Source organism: Pseudomonas sp. LB3P25 (genome assembly GCF_054897985.1).
This window is the reverse complement of sequence record NZ_CM142711.1, coordinates 4,349,177-4,362,725: the sequence shown is the minus strand read 5'-3', so window position 1 is coordinate 4,362,725 and position 13,549 is coordinate 4,349,177. Positions and strand designations below refer to the sequence as shown.

General features: G+C 54.4%; 14 protein-coding genes. 1 reads left to right on the top strand and 13 read right to left on the bottom strand.

Annotation, left to right across the window (positions count from 1 at the left end; translation table 11 throughout):
- Positions 1-140: 140 nt before the first annotated feature.
- The 11 genes from ACYZTW_RS19855 to ACYZTW_RS19805 all read right to left on the bottom strand — a co-directional run bounded on the left by ACYZTW_RS19855 (position 141) and on the right by ACYZTW_RS19805 (position 9,943).
- Positions 141-1,271 carry a hypothetical protein gene (locus tag ACYZTW_RS19855; RefSeq protein WP_462001431.1) on the bottom strand — a complete coding sequence of 377 codons (1,131 nt, stop codon included), beginning with the start codon at positions 1,269-1,271 and terminating at the stop codon, positions 141-143.
- Positions 1,272-1,406: 135 nt separating this feature from the next.
- Positions 1,407-4,253 carry a conjugative transfer ATPase gene (locus ACYZTW_RS19850; RefSeq protein WP_462001430.1) on the bottom strand — a complete coding sequence of 949 codons (2,847 nt, stop codon included), beginning with the start codon at positions 4,251-4,253 and terminating at the stop codon, positions 1,407-1,409.
- Positions 4,253-4,678, bottom strand: a complete 426-nt coding sequence (locus ACYZTW_RS19845; protein ID WP_462001429.1) for a TIGR03751 family conjugal transfer lipoprotein — start codon at positions 4,676-4,678, stop codon at positions 4,253-4,255. The genes ACYZTW_RS19850 and ACYZTW_RS19845 overlap by 1 nt, the downstream gene beginning before the upstream one ends.
- A complete protein-coding gene (locus ACYZTW_RS19840; protein ID WP_462001428.1) occupies positions 4,656-6,080 on the bottom strand; it encodes a TIGR03752 family integrating conjugative element protein in 1,425 nt (474 codons plus the stop codon). Before ACYZTW_RS19840 ends, ACYZTW_RS19845 begins: the two co-directional genes overlap by 23 nt.
- Positions 6,070-6,960, bottom strand: a complete 891-nt coding sequence (locus ACYZTW_RS19835; RefSeq protein WP_462001427.1) for a TIGR03749 family integrating conjugative element protein — start codon at positions 6,958-6,960, stop codon at positions 6,070-6,072. Before ACYZTW_RS19835 ends, ACYZTW_RS19840 begins: the two co-directional genes overlap by 11 nt.
- Positions 6,957-7,640: a PFL_4703 family integrating conjugative element protein gene (locus ACYZTW_RS19830; protein ID WP_462001426.1), complete on the bottom strand. Its 684-nt coding sequence runs from the start codon at positions 7,638-7,640 to the stop codon at positions 6,957-6,959. Before ACYZTW_RS19830 ends, ACYZTW_RS19835 begins: the two co-directional genes overlap by 4 nt.
- Positions 7,637-8,035: a TIGR03750 family conjugal transfer protein gene (locus ACYZTW_RS19825; protein ID WP_462001425.1), complete on the bottom strand. Its 399-nt coding sequence runs from the start codon at positions 8,033-8,035 to the stop codon at positions 7,637-7,639. The genes ACYZTW_RS19830 and ACYZTW_RS19825 overlap by 4 nt, the downstream gene beginning before the upstream one ends.
- Before the next feature lie 12 nt (positions 8,036-8,047).
- On the bottom strand, positions 8,048-8,380 hold the full coding sequence (locus tag ACYZTW_RS19820) for a TIGR03745 family integrating conjugative element membrane protein (RefSeq protein WP_462005803.1): 333 nt from the start codon (positions 8,378-8,380) through the stop codon (positions 8,048-8,050).
- A 44-nt stretch (positions 8,381-8,424) separates the two neighbouring features.
- Entirely contained in the window at positions 8,425-8,658 is a 234-nt protein-coding gene (locus ACYZTW_RS19815; RefSeq protein ID WP_462001424.1) for a TIGR03758 family integrating conjugative element protein, read from the bottom strand.
- On the bottom strand, positions 8,655-8,996 hold the full coding sequence (locus ACYZTW_RS19810) for an integrative conjugative element protein, RAQPRD family (RefSeq protein WP_462001423.1): 342 nt from the start codon (positions 8,994-8,996) through the stop codon (positions 8,655-8,657). The genes ACYZTW_RS19815 and ACYZTW_RS19810 overlap by 4 nt, the downstream gene beginning before the upstream one ends.
- Before the next feature lie 212 nt (positions 8,997-9,208).
- A complete protein-coding gene (locus ACYZTW_RS19805) occupies positions 9,209-9,943 on the bottom strand; it encodes a hypothetical protein (protein WP_462001422.1) in 735 nt (244 codons plus the stop codon).
- Positions 9,944-10,299: 356 nt separating this feature from the next.
- On the opposite strand from ACYZTW_RS19805, the gene ACYZTW_RS19800 reads away from it, so the two are divergent.
- The gene (locus tag ACYZTW_RS19800; RefSeq protein WP_462001421.1) at positions 10,300-10,641 is read left to right on the top strand and encodes a hypothetical protein; all 342 of its coding nucleotides are present in this window, start codon (positions 10,300-10,302) and stop codon (positions 10,639-10,641) included.
- A gap of 21 nt (positions 10,642-10,662) precedes the next feature.
- Here the strand turns inward: ACYZTW_RS19800 and ACYZTW_RS19795 are convergent, their stop codons facing one another.
- The gene (locus ACYZTW_RS19795; RefSeq protein WP_462001420.1) at positions 10,663-11,412 is read right to left on the bottom strand and encodes a TIGR03747 family integrating conjugative element membrane protein; all 750 of its coding nucleotides are present in this window, start codon (positions 11,410-11,412) and stop codon (positions 10,663-10,665) included.
- A complete protein-coding gene (gene traD, locus ACYZTW_RS19790; protein ID WP_462001419.1) occupies positions 11,409-13,547 on the bottom strand; it encodes a type IV conjugative transfer system coupling protein TraD in 2,139 nt (712 codons plus the stop codon). Before traD ends, ACYZTW_RS19795 begins: the two co-directional genes overlap by 4 nt.
- Between the last annotated feature and the right edge of the window lie 2 nt (positions 13,548-13,549).

The following is a 13,549-nucleotide window of genomic DNA, read 5'->3' as shown; positions in this document are numbered from 1 at the left end:
CAAGACCTAGACTACCTGGGCGAGGTGCTGCGATTAGGCAGGCAACCTAATGCTTTCGGATTGATTGTTGAACGGATTCGTGTTCTAGGGGAGTGAGAATCCGCAATGGCTAATAACCACCTTCCTGTACGCTTGGGTATCTATGGTGCCTTGACCGTAACTTGAAATCCTTTTGTCGCACGTCCTTTACCGTAATCACTGACATACACATTGACTGGGACCGTAGTAGCCGAAACGCCTTCAACTTCGACAAAAAACAATCCGTTCTGTGTGGTTATCTTAGCCGTGACAGCACCTTGCTCTGCTGCTTTAGAGGATTTGACAAAAGCCCCCAGGCGTCCTGTTGTATTTAGGATGGGGTAGGTGGTTTTAGAGCCTACATCAAGCACTTCCGGCGTCCCCTGCCTGACCCCGGTGATCGATAATGAGTCTTCACCTAGAACCGAACATTGATCAGTCGTTAGTCTGGCGTTCCGATAATTCGTCGCGTTGATCCAATTGGTCAGAGCAAACCTGAGCTCTTTGATCCTTTTTTCACGTTCTTGCATGCATGCTTGATCACAAACGGGTTTGGCGGTTGAGGATGTGGCCTTCCAGAAAATTGTTTTCGGGGCATCGGTTTTAGGCTCAGATGATGGGCTCACAAAGGCAGTGGATATTGCGCTGGATACATGTGCGTATGAGAGTTCTGCGGTTGGCTGCTGCCCTGCGACTAGCGAGTTAACCTGTGTGCCGACCGTCAACACGTTCGTTTTGTAGGACGATTCTTGCTGTACAGCAATGGAGTAAGCCTCGCCAAAACCCACTTTAAAGTCGGCTTCGGCGGTGCTGTCCAAAGCAAGAAGTTCGAGATACAGCTTTGCGCCTGCTTCCGAGTCGAACCAACTATATTGCTCATCCAGGCAAAGTAGCGCGGCGGCACCTGCGATATAGATTTGCTCTTTGGATGGGCTGTAGAGGGCGGTGCTAGTCCCGTAAATCACGCCACTACCCGCAGCAAGCGCTGCAATCTGATGGGATCCACCTCCCGTGACGCCTTTGTACGCGCCTAACCCTAGCAATCCCGCGATGACGGCTGTTGAGCCCGATTGCCAGTAAGCAAGTTGTTGTGCATTACTCTCAAATTTTGCCCGAAGGGCATTAGATAAATCGTAGGTAGGGTTGCTTTTCTCGCGCTTCTCAATCGTCGCGGTAGAAATGTAGGGGTTGAACAGTGCGCAAGATGTGAGAAGAGAGCAAGTAACTGCGGAAGCAAAAAGCTTAAATCGCATGCAACACCTCCATGTATGAGACGTCGAAGCGTAGCAGACACAAAACGAGAAGCGCTTCGAATGCTGAAAAATCAAAGGGCATTTGTGGGGGCAGCGAACAAGAATGCCCTTTGGCTCCAAAGGCGCCATGCAGCTCTAAAAGTTATCAAACAATATAGGTTCGATCCCTCGCGCCAAATCGATGTTCTCGGCCATCCGAATCGCCGCATCCAACTCACTGATGCCGTGTTCCTGCATGAGCTTGAATCGGGCTGCTTTCTCCTCTGGCTCGGTCATGGCCATGGCTAGGTAAAGGCTCGGCGGTACGGCGCGGAAAAGTGCTTCCATTGATTTTGAGAGCACGACGCCTTCGCAGTATTTTCCGGCTTCTTTGCGAGCCGACATCATCAGGGCTTTTTGAGCTGGGCTGAGCTCCCTGAACCTGGCGATTTTCTCCACTTCATCCGGTGGCATGCTCAGGCAGATCCACCACTCGATCATGTTCAGCATCGGCTCGGCAGCTTTGGGGAGGTCATCCAGATTTTGCGTGGCCAGCCAGAACCAGGCGCCAAGCTTTCGCCACATCTTGGTGATCTTGACGATGTAGGGTGAAAGCAGTGGGTTCTTGGTGATGATGTGTCCTTCGTCGGTGACGTTGATGATCGGACGGCCTAAGAACTGGTCACGCTCGGCGATGTTGTTGACGGTGTTGAGCAGTGACAGGTACGCGATGGAGAGTTGGGCGTTGTAGCCTTCACGCGCGAAGGTCGCCAGGTCGACGATGGTGATGTCAGCTTCAGGCCAGGGTGTGCCGGGGCGATTGAACAGCTCACCGTCTAGACCCTGACAGAACAGATCCATGGCTTCGGCCATTTCCAGAAGTCGAGTTCGTCTCGTCTCCGGTAGGCCATTGTCACAGCCTCGTTCACGTAGGGCGTTGCGGACATCCTGAGTCAGGATCGCGCGATGTTCCCCTGCACAGCGCTGTGCTGCATCCAGAATGCTCTGGCGAATGAGACTGCGATCCGCCCGGGTCAGCCGTGCTTCTTCTTTCTCCTCGCCACCGGTGATCATCAATCGGGCAGTGATCTCCAATTCTCCGAGGACATCACGCTGTTCGTCACCATCGTACTGCGTTTGCGTCTCATCAAGCTGATCGGCATCCAGTGTCTCAATCTCCTCAGGTGTTTCCACCAAGCGACGAGCATCTGCGAAGGGGGCTAGGCTCACTCCTGAGCCGGGCGAGAGTTTGACGTGATGAACGCTCAAGCCCTGGCGTTTGGCGAGGTCAGCAAATAGACCGAATGAGTTTCCGGCTTCGACAACGAACCAACGTGGTCGGTAAATGGCGGTCACCTGAGTAATAAGGTTGTTCAGGGTGGCTGATTTCCCTGAGCCTGTAGGGCCGAAAATGAACATGTGTGCATTCATCTGGCGATCGAGTCGGTTAAGCGGGTCGAAGGAGAGGGGGCCACCACCTCGATTGAAGAACGTGATGCCCGGGTGGCCGGTGCCCTGACTGCGCCCCCACACGGGGGCAAGGTTGGCTGCGTGTTGTGCAAACATCAGTTGGCTGTACCACTGACGCTTGTCCTTGGCGGGATCGAATACACACGGCAGCCAGCGCAGATAGCTGTTCAACGGAGCTACTTCATCGTCTTCGCGAACCGGATGAAGTCCTGCGTTGAGCATTACGTTGGCGAGCTGCATGCCTCGGGCATCCAGTTCGGTGATGTCCTTGCCCCGTATGTAGAAAGCAATCGTGGCCCTGTAAAGTTTGTGGGAGCTTCCGATGATCGATCGGGCCTGGTGCACGTCCTGGCGAGTTTGTTCAGAGGCGAGGGTTTCGCCAACAGACTTTTTACTCAAGTGGTTGAGGTGGGCTTCCAGTACATCCTGGGGAGTAGCGATCAGCGTCAGGCACATCATGGTGTCTTCGGGCATCTGGTCGAAGTAGGTGTTGATGGCGTCCCCCTTACGAGTTTCACCGGTCAGATGCCCTGTGTTGGGAACGTTGCGCAGCCGATCCATCAGCATCACCCGGTGGGGCATGCCGTCGAAGTACCAGGTGCCCTCAGCGACATCGGATTTGGGCTGGCTGAAGAACAAGCGTTGTGAGAAGTCGGTGCCGCTGGCCAGCTCTATCTCACCGACTTCCGTTTCTTCGGGATATGCGGTCAGTTGGTAGAATCGCTCTTGATCCTCTGCCGAGGAGCCAAGCAACGTAGGATTGGGATTGAACCAACGCAGTAACCAGTCATGAATGTTGGCAGCACTTAGGCGCCGTGACTTTATGCCCGCACTGGCCAGACCTGCTGTCAGTCGCTCGCAGACATTGCTGAGTGCTTGTTCAGCAGACTGTCCGCGTCTTGTGGTGGCTGAGGCAGGAGACCGCCTATACACGACCATTCGTACACGCCGGCTCTGGCCACGCCAAGGTAATCGGGTGAGGGTGGTGTCTTCGAAGAGTCCGCCAGGTTTGGCAATGGCCTTCAGGTGGTGAGCGAAGAAGCGAAGGTAGAAATCGCTGAAGGCACTGTCACGGGCTCGGGGTTGGATGTAATGCGTCAGTGAATGAAGGTACTCGTCCCAGTTGGTTTCGTCCTGAGCATAGAGCTGCACCACCCAAGGGTTATTGTCGAGCTCGTCGAAGCTGTCTTGAAGGACATTTTCCAACGTGTCGCGGGCCTGCAGAAGCCAGGCATTCTCTCGACCTTCGGTACCCAGTGGTGTCAGCTCAAAAAAGGCAGCGACTGACGTACCGTCCTCTAACAGAACACTTTGTGATTGAGTCAGGTATTCGACCCAGGGCAGTCTGTCCACGAAGGAGGGCACGGTGTCATAAAAGGAATGGTCATCCGCCTGCGTGATGGGTTTGCTCTGTTGAAGGCCTGGTTCAGGAATTCCGTTTGCTGCCAGTTGGGTGACGTGCCGGTCCCATGCGTCTGGCTCAACCGATTCTCTCGAGTCGACCTTGCGTTTCAAACCAGAAAGCCAACCCATCAATAATCCTCCAAGCGTTCGCCAGGCATGGCGTACTGCACGCGTTGGTACAGCGGAAATACCGTGCTGTAGCCCGGCACCGGCACGGGGTCTGTTCCGGCCCAGTGTGGGAAAACGTACATCACCAGGTCAGGGTTAGGGAGGCGATGAAATTGGCGGTGGATTTCGTTCTGCGCGGTTCGGGTGTAGGGCTCGTGTGTAGAGGGGGTCAATGGTTCAATCAGCGATCGTCTTAATGCTTGGCGAGCGTCCAGTAACTGTTGGGAGGCTTGCCCTTGAGTGGTACCGGCCGTTTGCTGATTCCAGACATCCATCATGGTGCTGCCATTATGGCTGAGCAGATCTTCGGTGTTGGTCGCACAGCCTGCCAGGGTTAGAGCGACAAGAGCGGCGACGGTTGCCTTAATCCAAATCCTGCACGACATGGCGACCTCCTAGGGTGTGATCGACCTTGCGCCCCTTGGCGTCGTAGTCGAGGGTGAGCGGCTGTTCGATATGGACGGCGACCTGCGCGCCGGGCTCGACGTAAACGGCAGCAAACGCTTGGCCGTAGAGTTTGTTGACCCATTGCGACATGTCTTGCACGCCACTGGCGAGGATGCGCTCCATCGCCGCGTTCCCGGAGATGCCGACGTTGCCTTGAGAGCCATTGCCATTGCTGACATAGGTGGTGCTGCCATCGGATTTGATCAGGGAGGCGGCACCGGCACCGGCAGCGGTGATCAATGCTTGTGAGCCAAGGTACTGTTGGGCATTGCTACGACGCTCACCGCTGACACAGGGAATGCCATGTCGGTCGCTGATCCAGCCCAGGCCTTCCTGAACAGCACCGTTGTTTGAGGAGCGTTGAGAGTCATCTTGGGCGCTGCCACCTGGTAGCGTTCGGATCGTGCCGTCCTGAAAGACAAAGGTGATTGATCGGATCTGCCCACGCACACAGGACAGTGTCCAGTCCCCCGATGCGGTACCGCTAACAACAGCACCAGCTACATCAGGTAGGTCGATGCCATTGGCGGTCAGGTTGTCGGCACCGATCAGAACTTTGAACGGGTAGGGGTCATTGACGGTGCCGTCGATGGGGACTCGTCCGATGAGTGCGGTCATTGCCACCGATCCCATCAATGTTGCGTTCGAGGGGACGGTGTACATTGCCTTGGCCGATGAGACGCCTGAGTCCTGGGATACAGTCGCGACACTGTCTGCGACGTAATCCAGGGTTCGCTGCGCGGGGCCAAATCGCGTCGGAAAGCTGAATCCGCTTTCCTGAGAGGATCCGTTGTTGTCTTTGGGTTTGGCGTCGTCAGGTTCAATCCAGCGCGTATTGTTCCCGAATTCTTTTCCGTCGCCTTCTTGCAGCCCTAAGCCTATCGGCAGATCCAGGTCGCTTTCCTTCTGGCCCAAGCTGTCGAGTCGCAGTTGTAGTTCTTGGAGCAGTCCGTGAGTGTCTTGGCCACCATTGTCAGCAGCCAATTGCTCTTCCTGCCATCGATAACGCTCTTTCTCCAAGGCATCTTGAATGCGCTGTTCAATGGTGTCTTCGAGGTGGCGTAGTTGGCCTGTATCTCCCTCCTGGTGTTGATCATTGCCGAGTGATTGCTTCAACTCTCCACGCAGTTGTTTGACCTGCGCCACGAGGGTGGCCACGGTGTCGCTAGGCGTATCACCTTCGATGCCAAGTGCTTTCATTTCCTCTGGGGTGAGTTGGCTCTCGATATCTCCGGGGTTGGATGCTGAGGAATTGCTACTGGGCAACAGCTTGAGCAATACGACAACCAGCAGTGCCCCCATCGGGAGCATCAACCATTTGAGAAGCCCATTACTTTTCATCACGAATCTCCGAGGCCGTAGCCATGCCGGTCGAATGGGGCAGGTTCAGGGCTGCGTCAATGGGGCTGATGGTTGGCAACAGTGATTGAGCCAGCCCATGGCCGCGCGTGGTCAGGTAAAGGACGGTCGTGTCGGATGAAGTGCCCTTATGGCCCAGGTTGTGGTGCTGGAAGGTGGCTGTCACAAAGTTGCCTTGCAACAAGCGCGGATCGAGATCGACTACCTGGTTGGTTTGATTGGTCAGCCGGATGGCTGTTACCCAGTAGTCCTCTAAGCGCCACGCAGCAAGTGGCCTGGCATGCACTGGTAAGCTAGGTAGCAATAGATCGAGTGACAGGTCGGGCGCAAGATTGACGCGTCGAACCCCTGGTAATGCTCCGACGGTGCGCAAGGGCGCATATAGGTTCTGGGCCGCATAACGGGTCAAAACCACAGGCAGAGGTGTTTTGTTCGAGGCTGGAGTAGGAGTGTCAGCGTCGGAGGAAGGTGAATCCGTTTGGCGTGTTGGGAGTGGTGCTTCGACGATCCTGATGGGCTCTAATTGCGCTTGCCCGCTTTTGGCGGGTTCCGCAACGACATCCAAGAGAATCAGCTCGCCAGTTGTGGCGTCTTGAAGTTGCAAGCGGGTGGGTTCGATCGGCTCGTTGGCGCGCAAATACACCGTACCTGCCGCACTTTGGACGCGGAGCCTGTCACCCAGTGATGTCGGTACGCCGACGCGCACATTGCGCTCAACAAACACCACGCGTTCCTGGCCAACCAGCAAAGGCACGGCCAGCGGAAGACGTTCCCATCGCATGACCTCTGTGGCATGGCCTGTGGTGATTACAGTGAGGGTGAGCGCAAAGCCCAAAGGAGTGGAAAACAAAGCGGGCTTCATGAGACGTCTCCCAGTGGACGATCCGAATGTCGTTTTGCCGGGGATGTGTTCGCAGGGGCAGAGATGCGTTGAGGAGCGCCGGCGTAGCAGTCCAGCGCGAGTCCAAATGGGTTCAGTTCAGGATCGATGTCCAGGCGAACAACTTTGATGGGGTAGCGAACGAGCGCCCGCTTCACCTGTTCGGTGCCGTGGTATTCGTCTGCGTTGACGTCCAGAGTGACGATCCAGTCGCGGTCCGAAACGACTTTCACGCGTGTCTCTGGGTCGTCGCCATAACCTCGTCCAGGAATCTCATAGAGCCCACGCACACGCTTACGAAGTTCACCGGAGCGGCGCCGTTGCTCGTAGTCTGCTTGTAGGTACGAACGGCATCCTGGCGTTAGGTACGCCGACAGCGACTGTAGGTTTCGGTCGTAATCCTCCTCTCCGTCGGTGGGCCAACGGTTCAGTTGCTGGAAGATATAGAAGGTGAAGGCGTAGACGGATTCAGGAGGGACTTCCCACCATTTGCGGGTACTGCCTGATCGCAGATCGGGTGGAACATGGACAGTGAGTTCGCTAGGTGCGTGCCACCAACCGGCGCCTGCCACCAATACCAATGTGAATAAGCCTGCAGAACACATTCGCAACGTTTTGACATGTGATTGCAGGTGCATGACCTCATTCTTGAACCGGCTCATGCGCCACCTCTTCGTGTCGTCCAGAAGCCGGAGCGGGTAACCAGCTCCTGAGTCTTGAGTATGTTCGCCAAGCTCGGGCATCGGCAGGCCACCCACCACTGGAGGTGTCGGTACAGCCAGGTCTCTGGGCGACCGCGCTTTTGTCGACGCAGTAGCCCTCCGCCGATGAATAGGCCTGCGGCAATTGAAACCACAATGGAAGTGGGGATCATCGCGATGCTTCCGGTGATCCAGGCCAACGGAATACCGAAACCGAGTCCCGCGGTCGCTGACAGTCCGGTACAGATCCAAAGCTCGTCGGCAGTCAGTCCCCGGACCACAATGGGCTGACGGTTCAAACGATGGGGAAGAAAGGTCACTGCGCCGTCAGGCGCATAATCTTGAGTTGTTTCCATGATGTGTCGCCCTCACAGAATCCCAGTGGCCTTGGTCAGCAGCCAAATACCGACGACCAACATGACGGCACCTACGGCAATGCTGAGACCGAACTGACCCCAGGTGGAGCGACCGGTATGGATCTCTGAGTAACGGGTGTACGCGTGGTAGCAAACTCCAATGAACATCGAAGACACCACAAGCAGTGCGACCAGCATGACGATGTCATACCCGTAGTTTTGCATCGTCTCCATGATGCCCTTGCCGGCACCGCGGGAAGGATCTTCCATGGTGGGCAGTTTGCCTTTGGCCTGGGCGAGACCTGGAAGCGTTGCGGTGAAAGTAGAGGAGGCTGCACAGAGCATCTTGAAGCGTGGGGAGTGCCAGTTCATGTCGGTATTCCGTTGGCTTAGGAGAGGAGGAAAAACGTCAGGGCGAGGTACATCGCTGCAAAGCGGACCACCACTCCCATGAACTGCCGCTGGTTGAGCCGTTGTTCCGCCCAGCCGCTATAAGCCGTGCGGATAGCCCAAACGCCCCATAGCAGGAGAACTGCGAAAACTGCGGAGATCAGCAACGAGGCTGTGACCGACGTCGAGAAGCCGCTGTTTGCTTGGAAGGCAGTGAGTTGAGTGGCGTTCATGGCACGACCATCACTTCGTCGTGGTAGTGACCGTGAAGGGCGGCAGGATCTCGAGGTTGTACGCGCAGGGGTGTCAGGTAGTCGTGGATTCCCGTGCGAATGCGGTGGAGATCTTCACGAAGACGGGTGTAACTGAAATGGACGCGCGCTGAGCTCTCATCGGGAAGGGCGTCGCCGTAATCTACGAGTCGTTCAAGCGCATTCAATTGGCGTAGCAGGAGTGAGAGTTGAACTCGCTCATCAGCTGATTCGCTGGCAATCGCTGAGAAGTGTCCAGTTGAAACGGAGACAACCGCCACGCTTAGAAAAAAACGAAATCCGAGGACGTCTTTGAACACGATCGAACCACCTTGATTTGGTGCAGGTGATTCGATCTTGCGGTACCAACGATGGTGCAGCTGTATTCAATAGGAACAGGCCGAAAGCGGTTTTATAACAGCGTGTATTTTCCGCTCCGGATCGGTTGATGCTAATGATCGGGTTGTTTCCTAATCAAATAGCATAGGCAGGTGCCTTTTACTCAGGCCGGCGCTTGTTTGTTGAGCAATAGTCAAATGGAGGAAGCAACCGTAGGGTCCAATGCAAAAGGATTGCTCAGTAGATGCTTAACAATTTCTCTTGTTAAAGGAATCAACTGACCCCACATGAGGGGCTCATTTACGGCGTTACCCTTATGAAACAACTTATTCCTAGCTTCGATCAATGACTTTATTGCTTCTATTGAAATTGGAGTTTTTGTGCTGTCTAGGACGTAAAAATGTGTAATGCCAAGATTCATTAGTGTTGAGTGAAGCTTGTTGTGTCGAGATTGATCAGTTCGACTTAGTATTGATTGGACGATGCTTTTTTTTCTGTCGTTTTCCATTTCATTTGCGGTTTCTCTAATTAATTTTTTCTCCTCTTCAGTGAATAATGTTCCATCTGAGAACATTGATCGAGCAATCACCGATCCTTCAATTGCTTCAATGATTAGAAATAGATTGAAAAATTTAGCTTTTAAGTTGTTTGACTGCATTCCGAGAAAATAAAAATGAACAAGTTCGTGTATCTCGGATACCCCGGTTGGCAAAATGTTGAGGCTAGCGGTCCTTTGCATCTGCATTGATAAATGATCCCGAATCCCATCCCCGTTATTGCAGTAGAAAGTCCCAAAGTCAATATCAATATAAGGCGATCCATAGTGATGATTTATATTGTACGATAAGCTATAGGTTGCTAGGGCTCGCAAAGCCCTCCACAAAACATGTGGCTTCCTCAATGCTAATATCTCTAGCAAAATCGACATTGACTTCGTGGACTCCCTCGCTCTGCTTGACAGTCGCCGAAAGGACCGGATAACCAAGGAAGTCAACGTTTTCTAAAAACGTATCGTCGTGAAAATTGGTAGATTCAGCACCTGAATAGTCTGGTGTCGCTGCACCATGCGATGAATTTACAGTGAAGAAGAAGTTTATTTTTTGCATTTGTCTGAAACCCGCTGGTAAACGAGCTACGCTAGCCTCTATCCATAAAATAAACAATACAGCGAGGTAGCATATCTAAGCGTAAAGGGGGCAGACATATCTAATGGAAGCGGATAGGCATTTATACATGTGTTAGGTGTTGCAGAGCCTTGCGCGAGTTGAAATTCGGGAGGGTGCTGTGAAATTCATATTTTCCATATTTTTTATGTGCGGCTTTATTTACATCCAAAATGCTAGTGCGGAGTGTTATGGAGAAGGGGATTATGAGGTTTGCTCTGAAGTGGAAACTGATGCCGATGGGGATATCCACGCGGAGTCATGGGATACCGAAGGCAATACGTACAGCGTCGATACAGAAACGCGAGCCGTGGGCAATGGGCATGAAGTCAAAAGCTCTGACAGTGAGGGTAACGAGTACTCAATAAAATCGTGGTCAGATAGCAGCGGTGCCCACAGTGTCGACAGTGATGGAAACTCATGCACCATCACACCTGCGGGCACGATGATTGGCTGCGACTGACATCAGATAATCGGGTGTCCATTAGATGTATTTTTTGAAGCTACCAATCGTGATGGTAACTGCTACTGCCAAAAGCATAGAGCTTGGTAGAAGAACAAAAAGAGGATGCACGCTTACGGGTGATGATAGGTAGATCACCCAAGGTGAGATCACCAGCGGCATCAGGCAGGCTTTCGCTCGATGATAGATGTAGCCAGACTCTCGTCCTGCTCCGAAGCGGCGAATGTCCCGACGCACTAGCCCGTCAACCAGTCCCACGAATGCAGCCGTTATGAACAGCGGCAGCGTAAGAAACAGCACAAGCAGTCTGATCAGGAACACGAGCCCTGTGTAGACCGCAGCTATCAGTCCGTTTTCCAGATGGGTGTAGAGAGCCCCGATGTAGTAGCGAGCGTCACGGGCATTGTCGCTTCGTGCCTTCCGCGCATTCTGTGATGTGATTTGTGCCCAGGAGGCAAAGCCAGTTCTTGAGAGCATGGAGTCGTAAACAATGCTAACCAACTTTTGGGCAGTACGACCTGGTTCCTGCACCAGCACGCTTCGTGTGAAGTTTTTTGAGAGCTGATCCAACTCGAACTCAAACATGCGTTGTGAATGCCGCCAGCCTTCCTCTGGCCAGAATAAGTACATGCCAGCGCACTCAATCACAATGCTAAGCATCAACGATCCCAGTAATACTCCGACAAATCGAAAAGGCAGCGTCACTAGCGCCATAAGCAGACCTTGTTGCCGATCTTGCTGATGTCGGGCTGTTGCGACTGGATCGCTCATGTGCCTGTCCGCTCTTGCTGCGACGTTTCGATGGTTTTTCCTTGCAGGTCATCAGGCAGTGCGGCCTCCTGATCCTGAACAGCCATAGGGCTCCACCAGTCGTTCGCTGCGACATATCGTTTGCGCATGTAGCCGGCCATCGTTTGCAGATCCTTGGGCATGACCTCGTCAGGATCTGGGGTGGGTAGGGGCATGCGAATCTTCCAGAGCTGTCCACCCTCGATCAATCCGAAGGCCTGGCCCTTGGGCAGCGCCACCACATGAGCAGGTTCAATCATCGGCACGCTGGTTGTGGTAACGCGGTCCTGGGTGTTTGAGGTGAATGCAGTATTGCCATGCGGGTCGGAACTGTCGGTCGCGGCGCTCATGACTGACGTCGCGTAAACGTCGACGTTAGGGAGTTGTTTGGTTAGCAGTTCTGCCGTCGCTGTCTCACGTACCCTTAGCATGAACAGGTTGTTGAAGTTACCAATGACCTGGCCTGCCTTGGCACGGTTGCCAATCCTCGCCTCAATGTCGCTCAGGGTCTGGGTGTAGGCCGTCACTTGAATGCCGGCACCGCCGCCTTTGTTGATCATGGGGATGAACTCATCTCCCATCAGCTCGTTGAACTCATCAGCATGGACGTTGATGGGGATTTTCTTGTCAGCCGACGCACCGGGCAGCCCGTCGTCTACCCCGAATTTGTAGATGTGTCCGGCGACCGATACCAGATCAGAGAACATCGAATTGCCTACGGCGGAGGCGACCTCAGAGTCGGACAGTGCATCGAGCCCGACATAGACCACCGCGCGCTTGCGGATGACCTGCATCCAATCAAAAATCGGTCGCGGATCTTCCAGGTCCAGGTAGTCAGGAGCCAGCAACTGAGCGATGTCGCCAGTGGTGAGCTTTTCCAACAGTGGCAGGAGTGAGGCGACGATCTTGTCGAAGTAGGTACGGTCATAGCGAACGGCCGAGCGCAGCCCGTCCAGCACGGGGTCATACAATCGCGCCTGGGACAGGTATTGCTCGATCGCGACTACGCGCTTTTCCCTGCCCATCATGTTCCGCGGGATGTTTTTCTCATTGAGTTTGGCCTCGATCTGGACGATCGCTTCCCAGGCCTTAGCTTCGTGGCGAGCGAAGAAGTGTGCGGCGTACTCGATGAACAGGGCATCGATATTGATCACGTGACGTTGGATCAACAGATAGTCCGGGCGTTGTCCCAGCTCCACCAATGCGCGTGCGATGATGTTGACGAAGCGCCAGGCAAACTCTCTAAACGCTGCAGAGTTGCCTTCGCCGGACAGTTGCCCTGCGATCCGAGAGGCAACTTCGGTGATTCGCCCAAACCGACCAATAGCGTTGTACCGCGCTGAGATGGCGGGTTGGCCCAGATGAAAGACGTAGAACTCACCTTCGCGTCCCGCACGTTTGGCTTCCACGTACATCCGTTTGAGCAGCTCCGCATCTCCCTTCGGATCAAACACGATGCAGACCTCACCACGACGAATATCCTGGGTGATGAACAGCTCGGCGAGACGAGTTTTTCCGACTCGAGTCGTGCCTAGTACCAAGGTGTGTCCAACACGTTCGGCCAAGGGGAGGGTGACATCGACCTCTTCGGGTTCAACGGCGTGCAGTCGAGGGAGACCTCCTACGGGTGGTAAGGGACGAACAGGGTTGAACGCATTGTCCCAGCTGGTTAGACGAGGTAACTGGTTCAGTGGGTAAGGCGCAAACTCCAACCGCGTTTCGAGCTTGCGTGCCATCTGATAAAACTGAGAGGGTTCGACGTACTTTCTGAATTCGGGGCGATAGGTCTGCATCAGCCTATGCGTATGGCGTTGATCCCAGCGAAAGCCCCTGCCAACAAATAACCGATGGTTGCTGACAGGGATTTCGCGACTGGTCATGACATACCGCGGCAAGCGCCTCATCTGGCGGCGATACCGCAATACCACACTGGCTTGCTTCAGTCGCACCGCCCCGAGAGAAGCGCAGGCCAGCGCGGCGCCGGTGCCAAGCGATGAATCCAGCGCCAAAGACCATGGCGCAGCCAGGCACAGGACTGCTGCTGAACTGCAGGCTGCGACGCTGTAAAGCTCAACGGCAGGTCGCAGTAACGTTTCAACAGCATGGTGTTGTGTCACGG

Excerpts from the sequence above, each read along its gene's own strand:
- ACYZTW_RS19795 (WP_462001420.1), bottom strand. The coding sequence starts at position 11,412 with ATGAGCGATCCAGTCGCAACAGCCCGACATCAGCAAGATCGGCAACAA.
- ACYZTW_RS19840 (WP_462001428.1), bottom strand. The coding sequence starts at position 6,080 with ATGAAAAGTAATGGGCTTCTCAAATGGTTGATGCTCCCGATGGGGGCA.
- ACYZTW_RS19845 (WP_462001429.1), bottom strand. The coding sequence starts at position 4,678 with ATGTCGTGCAGGATTTGGATTAAGGCAACCGTCGCCGCTCTTGTCGCT.
- ACYZTW_RS19815 (WP_462001424.1), bottom strand. The coding sequence starts at position 8,658 with ATGAACGCCACTCAACTCACTGCCTTCCAAGCAAACAGCGGCTTCTCG.
- ACYZTW_RS19830 (WP_462001426.1), bottom strand. The coding sequence starts at position 7,640 with ATGAGCCGGTTCAAGAATGAGGTCATGCACCTGCAATCACATGTCAAA.
- ACYZTW_RS19820 (WP_462005803.1), bottom strand. The coding sequence starts at position 8,380 with ATGCTCTGTGCAGCCTCCTCTACTTTCACCGCAACGCTTCCAGGTCTC.
- ACYZTW_RS19835 (WP_462001427.1), bottom strand. The coding sequence starts at position 6,960 with ATGAAGCCCGCTTTGTTTTCCACTCCTTTGGGCTTTGCGCTCACCCTC.
- ACYZTW_RS19825 (WP_462001425.1), bottom strand. The coding sequence starts at position 8,035 with ATGGAAACAACTCAAGATTATGCGCCTGACGGCGCAGTGACCTTTCTT.
- ACYZTW_RS19855 (WP_462001431.1), bottom strand. The coding sequence starts at position 1,271 with ATGCGATTTAAGCTTTTTGCTTCCGCAGTTACTTGCTCTCTTCTCACA.
- ACYZTW_RS19850 (WP_462001430.1), bottom strand. The coding sequence starts at position 4,253 with ATGGGTTGGCTTTCTGGTTTGAAACGCAAGGTCGACTCGAGAGAATCG.
- ACYZTW_RS19805 (WP_462001422.1), bottom strand. The coding sequence starts at position 9,943 with ATGTCGATTTTGCTAGAGATATTAGCATTGAGGAAGCCACATGTTTTG.